Source organism: Burkholderia sp. 8Y, from assembly GCF_902506145.1.
Lineage (GTDB): Bacteria > Pseudomonadota > Gammaproteobacteria > Burkholderiales > Burkholderiaceae > Caballeronia.
In genome coordinates this window covers 1309488-1327685 of the sequence record NZ_LR733520.1, presented here as the reverse complement: position 1 = coordinate 1327685, position 18198 = coordinate 1309488, and the positions used below count along the sequence as shown (strand labels likewise).

Sequence of the window (18198 nt, the reverse complement as noted above, 5' to 3'; positions counted from 1 at the left end):
CCTGCCCGCGTGCCGCCCTGCAGGCCCGCGGGCGCGGAATTACAATATCGTTTAACTCTGAGGCGCTCAATATGTCGTTTTCCCCAAGCAATGCCGTGCGCGCAACGACCGAACTCGATGCCCCCGAGTCCCTCGCGCAGTCCATGCAGACGGTCGCCGATGCCATCCAGAGCCAACGCCCCGGTTCGTTCGCGGCGCTCGGTCCCGCGTTCCTGACTCGCCTTCCCGCCACGCCCGTTCCCAATCCGTACGTCGTCGCCGTCTCGCGCGAGGCGGCGGAACTGCTCGGCTTCGACGCCCGCATCGCGGACGATGAACACGCCGCGTTCGCCGATTACTTCGCGGGCAATCCGACGCGCGAGTGGCCGCCCGAGGCGCTGCCCTACGCGGCGGTCTATTCGGGGCATCAGTTCGGCGTGTGGGCCGGTCAACTGGGCGATGGCCGCGCGCTCACGCTGGGCGAAGTCGACGGTCCCGGCGCGCGCCTCGAAGTGCAGCTGAAAGGCGCGGGCCGCACGCCGTATTCGCGCATGGGCGATGGCCGCGCGGTGCTGCGCTCGTCCATCCGCGAATTCCTGTGTTCGGAAGCGATGCATCATCTCGGCATTCCGACGACGCGCGCGCTCGCCGTCATCGGCTCGGACTTGCCGGTGCGCCGCGAGACCATCGAGACGGCGGCGATCGCGACGCGCATCGCGCCGAGCTTCGTGCGCTTCGGCAACTTCGAGCACTTCTATGCGAACGAGCGCGTCGACGATCTGAAGACGCTGGCCGATCACGTGATCGAGCGTTTTTATCCGCAGTGCCGCGACGCGGACGATCCCTACCTCGCGCTTCTCGACGAAGTGGTGCGCCGCACGGCGGACCTCATGGCGCAGTGGCAAGGCGTGGGCTTCTGCCACGGCGTGATGAACACCGACAACATGTCGATCCTCGGCCTCACGATCGACTACGGTCCGTTCGGCTTCATGGACGGCTTCAACGCGCATCACATCTGCAATCACTCCGATACGCAGGGCCGCTATTCGTATAGCCGGCAGCCGCAGGTCGGGTACTGGAACCTCTTCTGTCTCGCGCAGGCGCTCGTGCCGCTTTTCGGCGCGAAGCTGCCGGAAGAAGGCCGCGCGGAACGTGTGGTCGAACAAGCGCAGAAGGTGCTCGAACGCTATAAGACGTATTTCGCGCCGGCGCTGGAAGCGAAGATGCGCGCGAAGCTGGGCCTCGAGACGGCGCGCGAAGGCGACGACACACTCGCCAACGGCCTGCTCGAAATCATGCACGGCAACCGCGCGGACTTCACGCTGACGTTCCGCAATCTGTCGAAGCTCGCGAAAGCGGATGCTTCGGGCGACGCGCCCGTGCGCGATCTGTTCCTCGATCGCGCGGCCTTCGACGCGTGGGCGGTGCAGTATCGCGAGCGTCTCGCGCACGAAACGCGCGACGACGCGGCCCGCGCGGCGGCGATGAATCGCGTGAATCCGAAATTCGTGCTGCGCAATCATCTAGCCGAGCAGGCCATCCGTCAGGCAAACGAGAAAGACTTCTCGGAAGTCGCGCGCCTGCTCGACGTGCTGCGCCGCCCCTTCGACGAACAACCGGAAAACGAGGCTTACGCCGGCCTGCCGCCGGACTGGGCGAGCGATCTCGAAGTGAGTTGTTCTTCCTGAGCCCGCCCCCAACTACATCGCCACAAGCACCGAAAGGAAGACCATGAACCGAGACGACACCCCCGGCGCCACCGAGCATCCGCTGCAAAAAGACGACGCGGCCTACCGCCGCGAACTCAACGACATGCAATATCAGGTCACGCGCCACGCGGCGACCGAACGGCCGTTCACCGGCGAATACTGGGATCACTTCGAGCGCGGCGTGTACGACTGCGTGTGTTGCGGCACGCCGCTCTTCGAATCCGACACCAAGTTCGACGCCGGCTGCGGCTGGCCGAGCTACTTCAAGCCGATCAACGGCGAAGTGATCCAGGAAAAGACCGACCGCTCGCACGGCATGCTGCGCATCGAAGTGCAGTGCAAGAACTGCGGCGCGCACCTCGGCCACGTGTTCGAGGACGGCCCCGCGCCCACGGGCCTGCGGTATTGCATCAACTCGGCTGCGCTACAATTCGAACCCAAGTAACCGGGTTCGATGCCTGTGGCGAGACGGTCCAGCACGCTCGCTGGAAGCCGCCGCCCGGCCCGCGCCCGCTCTCCCGAGCGGGCGTTCGTTTAGCGGTATCGCGCGCCCCGCACCCCACGATTCGCCTCACTTCCGGACGCCAATGAAATTCCTGTTCGATCTGTTTCCGATCATCCTCTTTTTCGTCGCTTTCAAGATCTGGGGCATCTATACGGCGACGGCCGTGGCAATCGCGGCGACGCTCGTGCAAATTGCCTGGGTCGCGTTCCGGCACCGCAAGGTCGATCCGATGCTGTGGGTGAGCCTCGGCGTCGTCGTCGTGTTCGGCGGCGCGACGCTCGTGCTGCACAACGACACGTTCATCAAGTGGAAGCCCACGGCGCTCTACTGGCTGTTCGCTTTCGCGCTGATCGTCGCGCAACTCGGCTTCAAGAAGAACCTGATCGAAGCGATGATGGGCAAGCAGATCGTTCTGCCGCATCGCGTATGGGGACAGTTGAACGTCGCGTGGGCGGTGTTCTTCGCGCTGCTCGGCATCGTGAATCTCTTCGTCGCCTATCACTTCACGACCGATCAGTGGGTCAACTTCAAGCTCTTCGGCGCGACCGGCTGCCTCGTGCTCTTCATCGTCGCGCAGAGTTTCTGGCTCGCCAAGTACATGAAGGAGGACAACCAGTGACCGCGCCTTTCGATTTCATGGCCGCAAGCGCCCAGGAAAAAATCGCGCACCTCGAAGCGCGTCTGAATGTCTCGCTCGATCCGCAGTCGGTCCATATCGAGGACGACAGCGCCGCGCACGCGGGGCACGCGGGCGCGGCGTCGGGCAGTCATTACACGGTGACGATCGTCGCGGAACGCTTCGCCGGCAAGGCCCGCGTGGCGCGGCATCGGCTGGTGTATGATGCGCTGGCCGAGGAAATGCGGCGCGGCGTGCATGCGCTCGCCATCCGGGCTTATACGCCGCAAGAATTCGCAGAACAATTCGAATAGATCGCGGTTCGCCCGTTCGCGCCAGTCCGCCGCGGCCGGCGCCTGGCTTCAATCTCGCTAAACCCGCCTGCGAAGGCGTCTGTTTGTTCAGTTAGGAACCTCCGATGACTTTGAAAAAAACCCGCGTCTGGGTGTTGCTGGCTGCGTTCGCGGCGGCTCCCGCGTTTGCGCAGAACATTGCTGTGGTCAACGGCACGCCGATTCCCACCGCGCGCGCCGATGCGCTCGTGAAGCAACTCGTCCAGCAGGGTCAGCAGGATTCGCCGCAACTGCAACAGGCCGTGCGCGAAGAACTCATCAACCGCGAAATTCTGATGCAGGAAGCGGCCCGCGAAGGTGTCGCGAACCGGCCGGACGTGAAGGCGCAACTGGCGGTCGCGCAGCAGACCGTCGTGCTGCGCGCGATGATCGAAGACTTCGTCGCCAAGAACAAGCCGACCGATGCCGAGCTCAAGGCGCGCTACGACCAGCTCGTGAAGCAGCAAGGCGGCGGCAAGGAACTGCATCTGCATCACATCCTCGTGGATAACGAGGCGCAGGCGAAGGATCTGATCGCGAAGATCAAGGGCGGCGCGAGCTTCGAAGACCTCGCGAAGCAGTATTCGAAGGACCCGGGATCGGGCAAGAACGGCGGCGATCTCGACTGGTCGGCGCCGTCGGCGTATGTGCCGGAGTTCGGCGCAGCGGCGGAGCAGCTCAAGAAGGGCGAAGTCACGCCCGCGCCGGTGAAGACGCAATTTGGCTGGCACGTCATCCGTCTGGACGACAGCCGCGAGGTCGCGCCGCCGCCGTTCGAGCAGGTCAAGCCGCAGATCGCGCAGCAGATGCAGCAGGAAAAGCTGCAGGCGTTCGAAGAGAATCTGCGCAAGAAAGCGGTGATCAAGTAAGCGGCTCGTTCGCCGCGACGCGCGTAATAAGCGACAAAGCCGCCTTCGGGCGGCTTTGTCGTTTGTCGTTTCGAAGCCGCGGAGTCCGAAAAAACGCCCCGAAAGCCAAGGCTCCGGGGCGTTTCTCCACGCTCAAGCCCGATCAGCCGAGAAACCGTCGCGCGTTTTGGAACACGCGCAGCCACGGGCTTGCGTCGGTGGTCCAGTCGGCGGGCGTCCAGCTCATCTGCACATTGCGATGCACGCGCTCCATGTGCGGCATCAGCACCGTGAAGCGGCCGTCGGGCGTCGTGACGGACGTGATGCCCTGCGGCGAACCGTTCGGATTGAACGGATACTGCTCCGTCGCGTTGCCGCGATGATCGACGAAACGCATCGCGACGAGCGCGCGCGCCGCATCGCCCTGTTGCGAAAAGTCCGCGAAACCTTCGCCGTGCGCGACCGCCACCGGAATGCGCGAGCCTTCCATGCCGGCGAAGAAGATCGACGGCGAGCTCTGCACTTCCACCAGCGAGAAGCGCGCCTCGAACTGCTCCGACTTGTTGCGCGTGAACTTCGGCCAGGCTTCGGCGCCCGGAATGATCGACGCCAGGCTCGACATCATCTGGCAGCCGTTGCAGATGCCGAGCGCGAACGTATCCTGGCGCGCGAAGAACGCCGCGAACATGTCCGCGAGGCGCGGATTGAAGCGGATGGTCTTCGCCCAGCCCTCGCCCGCGCCGAGCACGTCGCCGTACGAGAAGCCGCCGCATGCCACCGCGCCCGCGAAATCGGCGAGCGTCGCGCGGCCTTCGAGCAGGTCGCTCATGTGGACGTCGTGCGCGTCGAAGCCGGCGCGGTCGAACGCGTAAGCCGTTTCCAGATGCGAGTTCACGCCCTGCTCGCGCAGAATCGCCACGCGCGGACGCTTGTTCGTCGCGATGAAGGGCGCGGCCACGTCTTCCGCCGGATCGAACGTGAGCGCGGGCGAGAGGCCCGGATCGCTCGCGTCGAGCAGCGCGTCGTATTCAGCGTCGGCGCAGGCCGGGTTGTCGCGCAGGCGCGCGATGCGCCAGCTCACCTCGCTCCACGCGCGATGCAGTTCCACGCGCGGCGCGTCGAAAATCTTCTTGGCGTCGCGATAGATTTCGACGGCATCGCGCTCGTTCGGCTTGCCGATCACATGTGAGCACGCCGACAAACCGTGCTCGCGCAGCGCGGCGAACACCGCGTCGCGGTCCGCTGCACGCACCTGCACGACGGCGCCGAGTTCTTCGGCGAAGAGCGCGCGAATGGTGCGGTCGTCGCGCCGGCCGCTCGTCTGCTTCGCCCAGTCCTTCGCGTCGCCGTAGTCGGATTCGTGCTCGGCGTCGAGCGTCAGCATGTCCACGTTCAGCGACACGCCCACGTGGCCCGCGAACGCCATTTCGCAGACCGTCGCCCAAAGGCCGCCGTCGGAGCGGTCGTGGTACGCGAGCAGCTTGCCGCTGGCATTGAGCGACTGGATCGCGGCGAAGAAGCGTTTCAGGTCTTCCGCGTCGTCCACGTCGGGCACGGCGTCGCCGACCTGCTGCGTCACCTGCGCCAGAATGCTGCCGCCGAGGCGATTGCGCCCGCGCCCGAGATCGATTGCGATCAGCACGGTGTTCGTATCGGCGACGAGTTGCGGCGTGAGTTGGCGGCGCACGTCTTCGACCGGCGCGAACGCCGAGATGATGAGCGACACCGGCGACACGACTTCCTTCTCGAAGCCCCGCGCATCCTGCCACTTGGTTCGCATGGACAGTGAATCCTTGCCGACCGGGATGCTGATGCCGAGCGCCGGGCACAGTTCCATGCCGATGGCCTTCACCGTCGCGTAGAGCGCGGCGTCTTCGCCCGCGCTGCCGCACGCGGCCATCCAGTTCGCGGAGAGCTTGAGCTTGTTGAGCGATTCGATCGGCGCGGACGCGATGTTCGTCACCGCTTCGCCGACGGCCATGCGGCCCGACGCGGGCGCGTCGATGACGGCGAGCGGCGTGCGCTCGGCCATCGTCATCGCTTCGCCGCGAAAGCCCGCGTAGTCCATCGTCGTGATCGCGCAGTCGGCGACGGGCACCTGCCACGGACCCACGAACTGGTCGCGTGCGGTCGTGCCGCCCACCGAGCGGTCGCCGATGGTGATGAGAAACGACTTGCTTGCAACCGTCGGATGCTTGAGCACGTCGAGCGCGACCTCCGACAGCACGAGGCCCGTGACATCGACCGGCTCGAACTGCGCGCGCTCGCGCTTCACGTCGCGATGCATCTTCGGCGGCTTGCCGAGCAGCACGTCCATCGGCATATCGACCGGCGGCTGCCCTTCATTCTCGTCGTCGATCAGCTTGAGCTGGCGCTCTTGCGTCGCCACGCCGACGACCGCGACCGGGCAACGCTCGCGCGCGCAGATCGCTTCGAACGCGGACAGATCGGCGGGCGCAATCGCCAGCACGTAACGCTCTTGCGCCTCGTTCGACCAGATTTCGCGCGGCGACAGGCCGCTTTCTTCGAGCTGCACCCGGCGCAACTCGAAGCGCGCGCCCTTGCCCGCGCCGTCGACGAGTTCGGGGAACGCATTCGAGATGCCGCCCGCGCCGACGTCGTGGATCGACAGAATCGGATTGCGCTCGCCCATCTGCCAGCACGCGTTGATCACTTCCTGCGCGCGGCGCTGAATTTCGGGATTGCCGCGCTGGACGGAATCGAAGTCGAGCTCGGCGGTGTTCGCGCCGGTCGCCATCGAAGAAGCCGCGCCGCCGCCCATGCCGATGCGCATGCCCGGCCCGCCGATCTGAATTAGCAGCGTGCCGGCCGGCAGATCGTGCTTGTGCGTGTGCTGGTCCGAGATATTGCCGATGCCGCCCGCGATCATGATCGGCTTGTGATAGCCGCGCACGCGGCCTGCGACGTTCTGCTCGTAGGCGCGGAAATAGCCGCCGAGATTCGGCCGGCCGAATTCGTTGTTGAACGCCGCCGCGCCGATCGGGCCGTCGATCATGATCTGCAACGGCGAGGCGATGCGGTTCGGGCGGCCATACGGCTCGTGCGCGTCGGCGGGATTGCGCGCGGCCGGCGGCGTGGCGCTGTCGCGGGCGTTCTCCCATTTCTGGCGCGCGTCGGGGAGATCCAGATTCGACACCGTGAAGCCCGCGAGACCTGCTTTCGGACGCGCGCCGCGGCCGGTTGCGCCTTCGTCGCGGATTTCGCCGCCCGAGCCCGTCGCCGCGCCCGCGAACGGCGAGATGGCGGTCGGGTGGTTGTGCGTCTCGACCTTCATCAGCGTGTGCGTCAGCTCGACGTGCCGCCCGTAGTGCTCGCTCTCGCCGCGAGGGAACCAGCGTTCCGCCATGCCGCCCTGCATGATCGCGGAGTTGTCCGAATACGCGACGATGGTCCCTTCGTGATTCAGCTTCTCGGTATTGCGGATCATCTGGAACAGCGACATGTCCTGCTTTTCGCCGTCGATGGTCCATTCGCCATTGAAAATCTTGTGGCGGCAGTGCTCGCTGTTCGCCTGCGCGAACATCATCAGTGCGACATCGGTCGGATTGCGCTCGAGGCTCTGGAACGCGTTCACCAGATAGTCGATCTCGTCGTCCGCCAGCGCGAGTCCCAGTTCGACGTTCGCGGCTTCGAGCGCGGCGCGTCCCGTGCCGATGATATCGACCGTCTGCAGCGGCTTCGCGGGCAGTTCATCGAAGAGATGCAGTGCCTGATCGCGCGATGCCGCGACGCTCTCTGTCATGCGGTCGTGCAGCGCGGCGGCAACCTGCGCGCGCGCCTCGTCCGACAGCGCCTTCTTGCCGCCGAGCAGACCGCTTTTCATGACGACGGAATACTCGACGCCACGCTCGATGCGCCGCACCTGCGTCAAACCGCAGTGATGCGCGATGTCGGTGGCCTTGCTCGCCCACGGCGACACGGTGCCGAAGCGCGGCACGACGAGGAACGTCTCGACGTGGCCACGCTCTTTCTGGTCCTCGAACGGCGTGCCGTAGTGCATCAGCGCGTGGATGCGGTTCGTGTCCTCGTCGCTGAGCGGCTCGGACGCGTTGACGAAATGCAGGAATTGTCCGCGCACGCTGACGATGTTCGCGTCGATGCGGACGAGCGTTTCGAGAAGGCGGGTCTGACGGAAATCGGAGAGGGCCGAAGCGCCGGGGAAACACGAGAAGTGGGCCATTGTGACGGTGCGTCGATGACGTCTGTGAGCCGCTCGATGGCACTCGGCGCGCCGAGTGCGCGAAAGCGGCGTGAGGCGGAGTGAAGACCGCGATTATAACCCGGATGCGTCTCGAAATCGGCCAGGAATGGGCGGGCAGCGCCGCCGCGCTCGCGCCTGGCGGAACGGGGCGTTACGTCGCTTATCCTGAAAACTCGCTGAAAATTCGTCGCGCCGTTGCGGCGCTGCGCGACACATATTTTTGCAGGCGAGCGGATCGGAAACGGCCATCCCCGGACGGCGCGTTTGGCGCTATCATGGCGCGCTTTCTTCGGGCGCGGCATGCCGCCGCGCCCGCCGTCTTACCGTCAGGACACGCGGCTTTGCGGGGCGCTCGATGCGTCGCGCCGCGCGTGCTTTCTCCCGCCTTCGGGCACAAAAAGTCATGGATGTCATCGTCATCGGCGGAGGAATCGCCGGCATCGCCACCGCGTATCAATTGCATGCGGCCGGGCATCGGGTGTGCGTCATCGAGCGCCACGCGACCGTCGCGCAGGGCGCGACCTACGGCCAGGGCGGCGCGCTCCTGCCCTCGCCGCTCGATGTCTGGTTCGGACCGACGTTCATGGCGTCGAGCCGCGCGAAGCAAAGCGGCATGGTCGTGAAGACCGGCTTCGACGGCGCCGCACGCGATTTCCTGAAACGGCTCGGCCAGTTGCGCAATCCGCAGGCGTTCGCGGCGCAATACGCGCTCTTGCAGCCGCTCGTCGAATTGTCGCGGCGCGCGCTCGCCGATATCGAAGCGCGGTTCGAGCTCGACTTCGAACAGCGCGTCGGCATGCTGCACGTGTTCCGGCACGCCCGCGAACTCGACGACGCCCAAGCAGCCATTGAGCTTCTCAAGCGCTTCGGCGTGCCGCACCGGCGGCTGGAACCCGACGAATGCGTGCGGGCCGAGCCTTCGGTGCCGGACGACCCGGCGTTTGCGGGCGGCGTGCTGCTGCCCGACGCGCGCACGGCCAATTGCCCGCTTCTCACGAAGCAGCTCAAGCAGTTGCTTGAAGAGGCTGGCGTGGAATTCCGCATGAACTGCGAAGTCGCGTCGCTGCGCCTGGAAGACCGGCGTGCCGCGGTCGAACTCGCCCGCGCGAAGGACGACAAGACAACCCGCGCCGACGCCGCAGTAGTGTCCGCCGATGCGCTCGTCGTCGCGGCGGGCGCGGATACGCCCGCGCTCGTCGGCGGCTACCGTTCGACGCCCTCGCTCTACCCGCTGCGCGTGCATACGCTGACGGCGCCCGTCGCCTACGAGGAGCGCGCGCCGCACATCACCGTGGTCGATTCGGTGAAGCGCATTGCGATGTCGCGGGTGAATCAGCGGCTGCGCGTCGGTGGCGCGGGTATTTTTCAGAGCTTCGCGAAAGCGGATAAACCGACGGACTCCGGGCTCGCGCGCCGCGCCTTCGATCTGCTCGGCCAAGGCACCCACGACTGGATTCCCGGTGCTGCGCGTGTGTCGGCGGCGCGTTCGTGGGACGGCCTGCGCCTGCTTTCTGCCGACGGACTGCCGGTGGTCGGCGCGACGCGGCATCCGCGCCTTTTCGTCAACGCGGCGCACGGTCCGGCGGGCTGGGGCCTCGCGTGCGGGTCTGCTAAAGTGGTCGCGGATCTCGTCTCCGGTTCCACGCCCGATCTTCCCGCCGAGACGCTCGCGGCCATCGGCGTCGAACGTTTTTGACGCGCGAATCGCCGTGCCGGTGCGGCGTGGCATGAACGGTGCGAGCCGACCTTTCGCCGACCGTTCCTGCGCCGCCATGACCGCATCCGCTTGCACATCCGCTTCCTACTTCATGCCCGACGACGACGCGCTCCCGCTTCTCACGCTCGCGGAGTTGCGCAGTCTCGAGGCGCGTGCCGCCGCCGCGCTGCCCCCGCATACGCTGATGGCCCGAGCGGGCGCAGCCGCCGCGCAGTATCTTCTCGACGCCCTCTCCCGCGATCCCGACGCCCGCGCGCTGCCCGTGTGGATTGCCGCCGGTCCGGGCAACAACGGCGGAGATGCGCTCGTCGTCGCGGAACATCTGCATCGCGAGGGCGTGGCCGTGAAGGTCTGCATGCCGATAGCCGTCAAACCCGACGACGCGCGCTGGGCGCTCGATGCGGCAAAAGCGGCGGGCGTGCTAATGGAAAGCGACCCGCCCGCCTCGTTTGACGGTTTCGGCTGGCTCGTCGACGGCATGTTCGGCATCGGCCTCACGCGCCCGCTCGATGGCGTCTTCGCGACGCTCGCCGCGCGCATGTCGCGTCGCGCGCAGCAGTCCGGCCGCGTGCTCGCGCTCGACGTGCCGAGCGGCCTCGACAGCGATACCGGCGCGCCTGTCGGTGGCGGCGAGGCGCTGCGCGCGAACGCGACGATCACGTTCATCGGCGGGAAGCCGGGTCTCATCACGGCGCAAGGCCGCGATCTGTGCGGCAGGCTGCACGTCGCGACGCTGGAAGTCGAGCCGCCCGCCGCGCCTTCGGTCGTGCTCAACGCCACATCGCTCTTTCGGGCGAGCCTGCCGCCGCGCGACTTCGCGACCAACAAGGGCACGTTCGGCACGCTGGCCGTCGTCGGGGGCGACACGGGCATGTGCGGCGCGCCGATCCTCGCGGCGCGCATGGCGCTCTATGCGGGCGCGGGCAAGGTCAACGTCGCGTTTCTGGGCGAAGGCGGCCCGCCCTACGATCCGCCGCATCCGGAACTGATGCTGCATCACGTCGACGGCTTCGCGCTCGACAAGATGGACGCGCTCTCCATCGGCTGCGGCATGGGCAAGAGCGAGCGCGCGAAGCGCGTGCTCGCCGATGTGCTGAAGCTCGACATGCCGAAGCTCTTCGATGCCGACGCGCTGAATCTCGTCGCGAAGGACGACGCGCTGGCGGGCGAAGTCGCGGCGCGCGGCCGTGCGGGCGACCCGTGCGTTCTGACGCCGCATCCGCTGGAAGCCGCGCGCCTTCTTGCGACCGACGCGAAAGCCGTGCAGGGGGACCGCATCGCCGCCGCGCGGCAGCTTTCGGCGCGCTATGTGGCCGTCGTCGTGCTGAAAGGATCCGGCACCGTGATCGCGTCGCCGGATGGCCGCGTCGCCGTGAACCCGACGGGCAACGCGGGACTCGCCACAGGCGGCACCGGCGACGTGCTCGGCGGCCTGATCGGCGCATTGCTCGCACAAAAGCTGCCGCAGTACGAGGCGGCGCTCGCGGGCGTCTATCTGCACGGACTCGCGGCGCAGACGCTGACCGGTCGCGGCATCGGACCGGCGGGACTCACGGCGGGCGAACTCGCGCCCGAGGTGCGCGGTCTCATCAACCGCCTGTTTTATCCGCCGAACGCATAGCGCAGGATAGCGCGGCCGGGCTTGTGACGGCTTGCAAGCATCCATTCACGCATCGTCGCTATACTCCTCTTGATTCGTTGCTTCGATTCGGGCATCCGCGGCGGCACGCACCGCGTTCACGAACCTTCGATGGTCGCAGTACGCAGCCTCGGCAAACCGCATCCGCACGGACGTTTCCCACTGTCACTCTGGACTATCAGACCGCTATGACGCTCAAATCGCACCCTGCCTGGTCGGCGCTCCAATCGCACTACGATGCCATCTCCGGAGAGCGCCTGCGCGACTGGTTCGCGCCGCAAAACGACACGGCGCCGACGCGCGCCGAGCGCCTGACGTTCGAAGGCGGCGGCCTCACGATCGATTTCTCGAAGAACCGCATCACCGACGCCACGCTCGAACTGCTCGTGCAACTCGCTGAAGAAACCGGCGTCACGAAGCGCCGCGACGCGATGTTCGCCGGCGAAACCGTGAACGTCACGGAAGGCCGCGCCGCGCTGCACACCGCGCTGCGCGCGCAGTCGCCGGACGCGCCCTTTCACGAACAAGTGCAGAAAGAGAAGGCGAAGATGGCCGCGTTCGCCGACAAGGTGCGCGACGGTTCGTGGACCGGCTATACCGGCAAGCGCATCCGCCATGTGGTGAACATCGGCATCGGCGGCTCGGACCTCGGACCGAAGATGGTCGTGCATGCGCTGCATCATCTCGCGTCGAAGGAACTGGATACGCACTTCGTCTCCAACGTCGATGGCGCCGATCTCTACAGCGTCCTTCAGCAGATCGACGCCGAAGAGACGCTCGCCATCGTCGTCTCGAAGACCTTTACCACGCTCGAAACCATGACCAACGCGCACTCCATGCGCGACTGGTTCTCAAGCCAAGGCTGCCCGGAAGACCAGCTGTCGAAGCACTTCGTCGGCGTGTCGGCGAATACGGCGGAGGTCGTGAAGTTCGGCATCGCGAAGGAAAACGTCTTCGAGATGTGGGACTGGGTCGGCGGGCGCTATTCGCTATGGTCGGCGGTTGGGCTGTCGATCATGCTGTCGGTCGGGCCGCAGATTTTCGAGTCGCTGCTGCAAGGCGCCGACGCAATGGACCAGCACTTCCGCACCGCTCCGCTCGCACAAAACCTGCCGGTGCTGATGGGCATGATCGGCATCTGGTATCGCAACTTCTTCGGTTCGCAAAGCGATCTCGTCGCGCCGTATTCGCAGGCGCTGGAGTATCTGCCGTCGTATCTTCAGCAACTGGAGATGGAGAGCAACGGCAAATCCGCGACGCTCGACGGCGGCATGGTCGACTACCCGACCGCCGCCGTGATCTGGGGCGAGCCGGGCACGAACGGCCAGCACGCGTTTTTCCAGATGCTGCATCAAGGGCCGACCATCATTCCGATCGACTTCATCGCCTTGCTGACGCCGGAGCACCCGCTCGTCGATCATCACGCGAAGCTGCTTGCCAACTGCTTCGCGCAGAGCGAGGCGCTGATGCTCGGCCGCACGCTCGAAGAAGCGAAGAAGGTCGCGGGGCCGGGCAAGGAAGAACTCGCCACGCACCTGAGCTTCCCCGGCAACCGGCCGACCACGACGATCCTGCTCGACGCGCTCACGCCGCAGTCGCTCGGCGCGCTGATCGCGCTTTACGAGCACAAGGTGCTGGTACAGGGAACGGTGTGGGACATCAATTCGTTCGACCAGTGGGGCGTCGAACTGGGCAAGATTCTCGGCAAGGTCGTCGAGGCGGATATCACGGCGGCAAGCGCCGATCCGGCGAAGCACGATTCGTCGACGTCCGCGTTGATCGAGCGCGCGCGCAAGGCGCTCAAACGCTGAAGCGTCGCGCGACATTGCCGTTAGCGATGACGCCCGCATCGTTGCCGATGCGGGCGTTTTCGCGTCTAGACGGCGAGGCCGTTGACGAGCCGTCCGGCTTCGATCGTCACGGTCGCGTCGCAGCGTTGCGCCAGTTCGGCGTCGTGCGTGACGAGCACGAGCGTCGCGCCGTTGCGCTCGTTCATCGCGAACATAAGGTCGATGATCGCGTAGCCGGTCGCGGCGTCGAGGCTGCCGGTGGGTTCATCGGCGAAAAGAATCGCGGGATGCGTGACGAAGGCGCGTGCAAGCGCGACGCGCTGTTGTTCGCCGCCCGACAGCAGCTTCGGATAATGCCCGGTGCGCTGCGAGAGCCCGACTTGATCGAGGAGCGACCGCGCGCGTTGCGCAATCTGATCGTGCGGCACCTCGGCGCGCAACTCGAGCGGCAGCATCACGTTTTCGAGCGCGGTCAGATGCGGCATCAACTGGAACGACTGGAACACGAACCCGACCGCGCCGCTTCTCAGCGCGGCGCGCTCGTCTTCATTCAGCGCCGACAGCTCCTCGCCGAGCAGGCGAACCGAGCCGTCGCTCGCGCTGTCCAAACCCGCGAGCAGGCCGAGCAACGTCGACTTGCCCGACCCCGATGCCCCGACGATCGCCACGCTGCTACCCTTCGCGATGGACAAATCGATGTTGTCCAGAATCGTCAGCTCGCCCGTGGCGTCCTTCACCCGTTTGCTCAATCCCCGAACTTCGATGACCGGCTCGATATTGTTTTGCATGGACACCTTGAATAAGAACTGGAGCGCGCGCGGTTTCGTGAGGGCCGCGATGGCGAGCATGATGCTGTGCTCTGTGGCCGCCTTGTCGCCTGCCGACGCAGCGGATGCGCAGACCAAGCCAGCCATCGTCGTGCTCGGCGACAGTCTTTCCGCGGAATACGGCCTGCCGCGCGATACCGGCTGGGTCGCGCTGCTGCGCGAGCGGCTGGCCAAAGAGCGTCTCGATTATAGCGTCGCCAATTCGAGCATTAGCGGCGACACGACGAGCGGCGGACGCGCCCGGCTCACCGCCGTGCTCGCGCGCATCAAGCCGGCGGTCGTCGTCGTCGAACTGGGCGCCAACGACGCGCTGCGCGGCGTGCCGCTCGCGACCACGGAAGCGAACCTTCGCGGCATTGTCGATGCGTCGCAGGCCGCGCATGCAAAAGTGCTGCTTATCGGCATGTATGTGCCGCCCAACTACGGCCCCGACTACTCGCAAAAGTTCCATACGGTGTACGAGCGCATCGCGAAGGACAAGCACGTGGCGCTCGTGCCGTTTCTGCTCGCAGGCATCGAAGACAAGCCGTCGATGTTTCAGTCGGACCAGATTCATCCGACGGTGCAGGCCCAGCCTTTGCTGTTGAACAACGTCTGGCCAACGTTGAAACCCTTGCTGGGCGCAAGCGTGTCGCAGTAGCCGCGATGCAACCGCGACAGCACGACGAAAAACGCGAAACGCGGCCACGATTCCCGTATCCGAGACTCTCGCGTCACTCTTATAACCCGCTCGACATCGAGCGACTCTACAAGGAGGTCACGTGAAATACTTCCCCTTGCTCGCATTGACCGTTGCGATTTCTGCCTGTGCCGCTCAGCCGCCTGCCGGCATGCAACAAGTCGGCACGAGCCAGAAGGCGCCGAAGGTGGTCGCGCAATGCATCTCTCAGCAGTGGGCCACGAAGTCGCAGCAGCAAGTGATTTCGCAGGACACGCTCGCGAACGATCAGGCCGTCGACGTGTTCGTTCCGGGCCAGCAACCGCCTAACGGCGCAGCGGCCGTGGTGCGTCCGTCCCCGTCGGGTCCGGGTTCGTGGGTGGGCTTCCGCGCCGCGGGCGCAGCGGGCAGCGACACGACCGGCGACATTCAAGGCTGCCTGTAATTGCGCTTTCGCCCAGCGATGTGCCGAGACATCGCAGAGAGCTGAATGCAGGATTGTGCCAAAACAAAGCCCCCGCTCCTTTCGGACGCGGGGGCTTTTCGTTATCGACGCGCTATGTTGCTTATTCGTTGGCCGACGGCGCAGGCGCCGCGCTGAGTTTGACCTTCGAACGCGCCTTGAGGGAGTCGATATAGGCTTCCATCTCGGCCTGCCCATACACTTGCGCGATCTGCTGCTGCGCGCCCGCGAGGCGGTCCGCTGCGGCAGGCGCGGCCTTCTCGATTCCATTCACGCGGTAGATCGCGTAACCGTCCGCGCCCAGATCGACGCCGACATACGCCGGCAGTTTCGATGCATCTGCCTTGAAGATCGCGGCGAGCGCAGTGGGCGGCAAGCCTTGCGCGTCGTTACGCGACACGGTGATTGCCGACGTGAAGCCTTCCGCCGACTTCGACTTCTGCAACTCAGCAAGCTTCGCCTCGCCTTCCTTGTGCGCGAGCGCCGCAGCCTGCTCTGCGACAACCTTCGTCCGCACGGCATCCTTGACGGCGTCGAACGCGGGCACGGTGGGCGCCTTGTAGTCGGTCACGCGAGCCGCGATCAGCGTATTGTTGCCGGCATCGACCGCCTGCGTGTTGTAGTGCTGCTTCACCGAATCCGGCGCGAACACGGCCGCGAGGAACTTCGCGTTGTTGAGCGGATTGTCGGGCGGCAACTGCGGATTCGGCTTCGGCCCGACCGTGGCCGTCTGAATGGTCAGCTTGTACTTGTCGGCAGCCGGTTGCAGCGACTTCTCTTTCTCATAGACGAGATCGGTGAAGCCTTGCGCACTGTCCGCGAAGCCCTTCGAGCCCTGCTGCGCCGCGTAGTCCTTCGCGACGGCGTCCTTCACCTGATCGAACGGCTTCGTGACGGCCGGCTTGACATCTGTCGCCTGAATGATGTGATAGCCGAAGTCCGACTCGACGATGTTGCTTACCTCGCCCTTCTTCAGGCTGAAGGCGGCGTCGTCGAATGCCTTGCCGCCCGCGATCTGGCCGGGCGCGAAGTAACCGAGATCGCCGCCCTTTTCCGACGAGCCCTGATCATCCGAATTCTTCTTCGCGATTTCCGCGAACTGGTCCGGGTGCGCCTTGACTTGCGCCAGCACGGCTTCGGCTTTCTGCCTGGCTTTGGCCTTGTCAGCGGCGCTGGCGTCCTTCGGCGCGTTGGTCAGGATGTGGCTCGCGCGCACTTCGCCCTGCGTGCGGTAACGCTGGATGTTGTCGTCGTAGAACTTCTTGAGATCGGCGTCGCTCGGCTTCGACGCGGCCGCGAGCGTGGCCGGCGACAGCACGAGATACTGGATCGTCGCGGTCTCGGGCGTCGCGAATTCATTGCGATGCGCGTCGTAGTAGGCGTGCAGTTGCGCGTCCGTCGGCTGCACCTTCGCCGTGAAGTCCGCGGTGCGCAGCGCCAGGCCCTGCACGGAGCGGCGCTGCTCGGCCAGTTCCGTCAGGTTCTGCGCGAGCGATTTCGACGTGAACGCGCTCTGCTGGATGCTCGACGGAATCTGGTCGTTGGCGATCGTGTAGCGCATGCGTTCGTCGTATTGCGCGGGCGTCATGCCCTGCATCGCGAGAAGCTGCTTGTAACGGTCGAGGTCGATCGTGCCGTCCGGCTTGCGCAGCGACGCGATGCCGGGATCGGACAAGAGCGCGCGGCGCACGGCGTCGTCGGAGGCCGTGAGGTGCAGGCGCTGCGTTTCGTCGGCCATCGCGCGCTGCTGCACGAGGCTGTTGACCATCGCGCTGCGCGTCTCGGGCGAATCGAACATCTTGGGATCGAACTGCGCGCCGAGCATGGCGCGGGCGCGGTCGACCTGCTGCCTGAAGGCGCTCTCGTACTCGGCACGCGTGATCTTGTGACCATTCACGCTGGCGACGTACGCGCTTTCGTCGAAAAAGTTGCTGAAGCCCTGGATCCCGACGATACCCAGTCCGGGCACGATGATGAGGATCAACAGGGCCATCATCAGGCGCTGGTGGTTGCGAAAGAAGTCGAGCATGCGTTGCGCTGCGTGGATAGACAAAACGCTCGATATTACAACAGCGGGAGGGGAAAAGGCGAAAGCCGACGGCGTTTTGCGCTTTTTGATGCGGCCGGGGGCTTCGGTGACGGCTTCGAGATTACCCGAGACGCGCTGTACTTATCGTCGAGCGGATCGTTGCATTGCCTGCAATACTAAGGACACTTAATGAACGACGCCAAAAACAAAAATCCCGCAAGCCGCGAAGCTTACGGGATTCTCAATTGTTCTTGGCGGAGCGGACGGGACTCGAACCCGCGACCCCCGGCGTGACAGGCCGGTATTCTAACCAACTGAACTACCGCTCCAAGATGCTGCTGGATTACTGCATGACGCCGCTGGAAGTGGTGGGTGCTGAGAGGCTCGAACTCCCGACCTACGCCTTGTAAGGGCGCCGCTCTACCAACTGAGCTAAGCACCCGAATCCCTGCCTGAAGCAGCGGAGCCGGTGATGCACCGTTCCCAGCGAGTCCGCTAGTTTAGCGCATCCTTCAGGGCTTTGCCAGCACGGAACTTGGGAATTTTTGCCGCTTCGATGGTGATCGCCGCGCCCGTGCGCGGATCGCGGCCCGTGCGGGCGATGCGCTCGCCCACCGCGAACGTCCCGAAGCCGACGAGCGTCACCGAATCGCCCTTTTCGAGCGTCGCGCGCACGCCGCCGATCACGGCTTCGAGCGCCCGTGCGGCTGCAGTCTTGGAAATATCGGCTTGCTGCGCGATATGGTCGATCAATTCCGTCTTGTTCATTGTGTTCCCCGAATCCGTGTTGGCACGTTGTAATCGATGCTTCCCGTTCGCAGGTGGCGAACCGCATCGCACTCAAGTCGATGCGCGGCCATTAAA

Annotated in this window: 14 protein-coding genes and 2 tRNA genes; 10 read left to right on the top strand and 6 right to left on the bottom strand. The window is 65.5% G+C overall.

The features are described 5' to 3' along the window. The first annotated feature begins 71 nt into the window (after nucleotides 1–71). The 5 genes from GV035_RS16740 (at nucleotide 72) to GV035_RS16720 (ending at nucleotide 4010) form a co-directional block, all read left to right on the top strand. Nucleotides 72–1667, top strand: a complete 1596-nt coding sequence (locus tag GV035_RS16740) for a protein adenylyltransferase SelO (protein ID WP_159836138.1) — start codon at nucleotides 72–74, stop codon at nucleotides 1665–1667. A gap of 43 nt (nucleotides 1668–1710) precedes the next feature. Further along, nucleotides 1711–2133 (top strand): peptide-methionine (R)-S-oxide reductase MsrB, encoded by a 423-nt coding sequence (gene msrB / locus GV035_RS16735; protein ID WP_159836137.1) that lies wholly within the window; start codon nucleotides 1711–1713, stop codon nucleotides 2131–2133. A gap of 142 nt (nucleotides 2134–2275) precedes the next feature. Further along, on the top strand, nucleotides 2276–2812 hold the full coding sequence (locus tag GV035_RS16730) for a septation protein A (protein ID WP_159836136.1): 537 nt from the start codon (nucleotides 2276–2278) through the stop codon (nucleotides 2810–2812). Further along, on the top strand, nucleotides 2809–3123 hold the full coding sequence (locus GV035_RS16725; protein WP_159836135.1) for a BolA family protein: 315 nt from the start codon (nucleotides 2809–2811) through the stop codon (nucleotides 3121–3123). The genes GV035_RS16730 and GV035_RS16725 overlap by 4 nt, the downstream gene beginning before the upstream one ends. Nucleotides 3124–3227: 104 nt before the next feature. Next, nucleotides 3228–4010, top strand: a complete 783-nt coding sequence (locus tag GV035_RS16720) for a peptidylprolyl isomerase (protein ID WP_159836134.1) — start codon at nucleotides 3228–3230, stop codon at nucleotides 4008–4010. A 142-nt stretch (nucleotides 4011–4152) separates the two neighbouring features. Here the strand turns inward: GV035_RS16720 and purL are convergent, their stop codons facing one another. Next, entirely contained in the window at nucleotides 4153–8190 is a 4038-nt protein-coding gene (gene purL / locus GV035_RS16715; RefSeq protein WP_159836133.1) for a phosphoribosylformylglycinamidine synthase, read from the bottom strand. Between the two features lie 424 nt (nucleotides 8191–8614). Between purL and GV035_RS16710 the strand changes: the two genes are divergently transcribed. The 3 genes from GV035_RS16710 (at nucleotide 8615) to pgi (ending at nucleotide 13378) form a co-directional block, all read left to right on the top strand. After that, nucleotides 8615–9907 carry an FAD-dependent oxidoreductase gene (locus GV035_RS16710; protein ID WP_236572637.1) on the top strand — a complete coding sequence of 431 codons (1293 nt, stop codon included), beginning with the start codon at nucleotides 8615–8617 and terminating at the stop codon, nucleotides 9905–9907. 76 nt (nucleotides 9908–9983) lie between these two features. Continuing rightward, nucleotides 9984–11549: an NAD(P)H-hydrate dehydratase gene (locus GV035_RS16705; protein ID WP_159836131.1), complete on the top strand. Its 1566-nt coding sequence runs from the start codon at nucleotides 9984–9986 to the stop codon at nucleotides 11547–11549. 206 nt (nucleotides 11550–11755) lie between these two features. After that, nucleotides 11756–13378 (top strand): glucose-6-phosphate isomerase, encoded by a 1623-nt coding sequence (gene pgi / locus GV035_RS16700; RefSeq protein WP_159836130.1) that lies wholly within the window; start codon nucleotides 11756–11758, stop codon nucleotides 13376–13378. Nucleotides 13379–13443: 65 nt separating this feature from the next. Here pgi and GV035_RS16695 read toward each other — a convergent pair whose 3' ends face one another. Then, nucleotides 13444–14145 (bottom strand): ABC transporter ATP-binding protein, encoded by a 702-nt coding sequence (locus GV035_RS16695; RefSeq protein WP_159836129.1) that lies wholly within the window; start codon nucleotides 14143–14145, stop codon nucleotides 13444–13446. Here GV035_RS16695 and GV035_RS16690 point away from each other — a divergent pair. Together GV035_RS16690 and GV035_RS16685 are read left to right on the top strand one after the other, a co-directional pair. Continuing rightward, nucleotides 14144–14824 carry an arylesterase gene (locus tag GV035_RS16690; protein WP_159836128.1) on the top strand — a complete coding sequence of 227 codons (681 nt, stop codon included), beginning with the start codon at nucleotides 14144–14146 and terminating at the stop codon, nucleotides 14822–14824. The two genes, GV035_RS16695 and GV035_RS16690, sit on opposite strands and share 2 nt — an antisense overlap. A 121-nt stretch (nucleotides 14825–14945) precedes the next feature. Then, nucleotides 14946–15287, top strand: a complete 342-nt coding sequence (locus GV035_RS16685) for a hypothetical protein (RefSeq protein WP_159836127.1) — start codon at nucleotides 14946–14948, stop codon at nucleotides 15285–15287. A 121-nt stretch (nucleotides 15288–15408) separates the two neighbouring features. On the opposite strand, the gene GV035_RS16680 is transcribed toward GV035_RS16685, so the two are convergent. The 4 genes from GV035_RS16680 to GV035_RS16665 form a co-directional block, all read right to left on the bottom strand. Next, entirely contained in the window at nucleotides 15409–17334 is a 1926-nt protein-coding gene (locus tag GV035_RS16680; protein ID WP_159836126.1) for a SurA N-terminal domain-containing protein, read from the bottom strand. A 252-nt stretch (nucleotides 17335–17586) separates the two neighbouring features. After that, a tRNA-Asp gene (locus tag GV035_RS16675) sits at nucleotides 17587–17663 on the bottom strand. A gap of 37 nt (nucleotides 17664–17700) precedes the next feature. Beyond that, nucleotides 17701–17776: transfer RNA gene (locus GV035_RS16670), tRNA-Val, on the bottom strand. 53 nt (nucleotides 17777–17829) lie between these two features. Then, a complete protein-coding gene (locus GV035_RS16665; RefSeq protein WP_159836125.1) occupies nucleotides 17830–18174 on the bottom strand; it encodes an HU family DNA-binding protein in 345 nt (114 codons plus the stop codon). Nucleotides 18175–18198: the final 24 nt, after the last annotated feature.

Excerpts from the sequence above, each read along its gene's own strand:
- GV035_RS16740 (WP_159836138.1), top strand. The coding sequence starts at position 72 with ATGTCGTTTTCCCCAAGCAATGCCGTGCGCGCAACGACCGAACTCGAT.
- msrB (WP_159836137.1), top strand. The coding sequence starts at position 1,711 with ATGAACCGAGACGACACCCCCGGCGCCACCGAGCATCCGCTGCAAAAA.
- GV035_RS16730 (WP_159836136.1), top strand. The coding sequence starts at position 2,276 with ATGAAATTCCTGTTCGATCTGTTTCCGATCATCCTCTTTTTCGTCGCT.
- GV035_RS16720 (WP_159836134.1), top strand. The coding sequence starts at position 3,228 with ATGACTTTGAAAAAAACCCGCGTCTGGGTGTTGCTGGCTGCGTTCGCG.
- purL (WP_159836133.1), bottom strand. The coding sequence starts at position 8,190 with ATGGCCCACTTCTCGTGTTTCCCCGGCGCTTCGGCCCTCTCCGATTTC.
- GV035_RS16710 (WP_236572637.1), top strand. The coding sequence starts at position 8,615 with ATGGATGTCATCGTCATCGGCGGAGGAATCGCCGGCATCGCCACCGCG.
- GV035_RS16705 (WP_159836131.1), top strand. The coding sequence starts at position 9,984 with ATGACCGCATCCGCTTGCACATCCGCTTCCTACTTCATGCCCGACGAC.
- pgi (WP_159836130.1), top strand. The coding sequence starts at position 11,756 with ATGACGCTCAAATCGCACCCTGCCTGGTCGGCGCTCCAATCGCACTAC.
- GV035_RS16690 (WP_159836128.1), top strand. The coding sequence starts at position 14,144 with ATGGACACCTTGAATAAGAACTGGAGCGCGCGCGGTTTCGTGAGGGCC.
- GV035_RS16695 (WP_159836129.1), bottom strand. The coding sequence starts at position 14,145 with ATGCAAAACAATATCGAGCCGGTCATCGAAGTTCGGGGATTGAGCAAA.
- GV035_RS16680 (WP_159836126.1), bottom strand. The coding sequence starts at position 17,334 with ATGCTCGACTTCTTTCGCAACCACCAGCGCCTGATGATGGCCCTGTTG.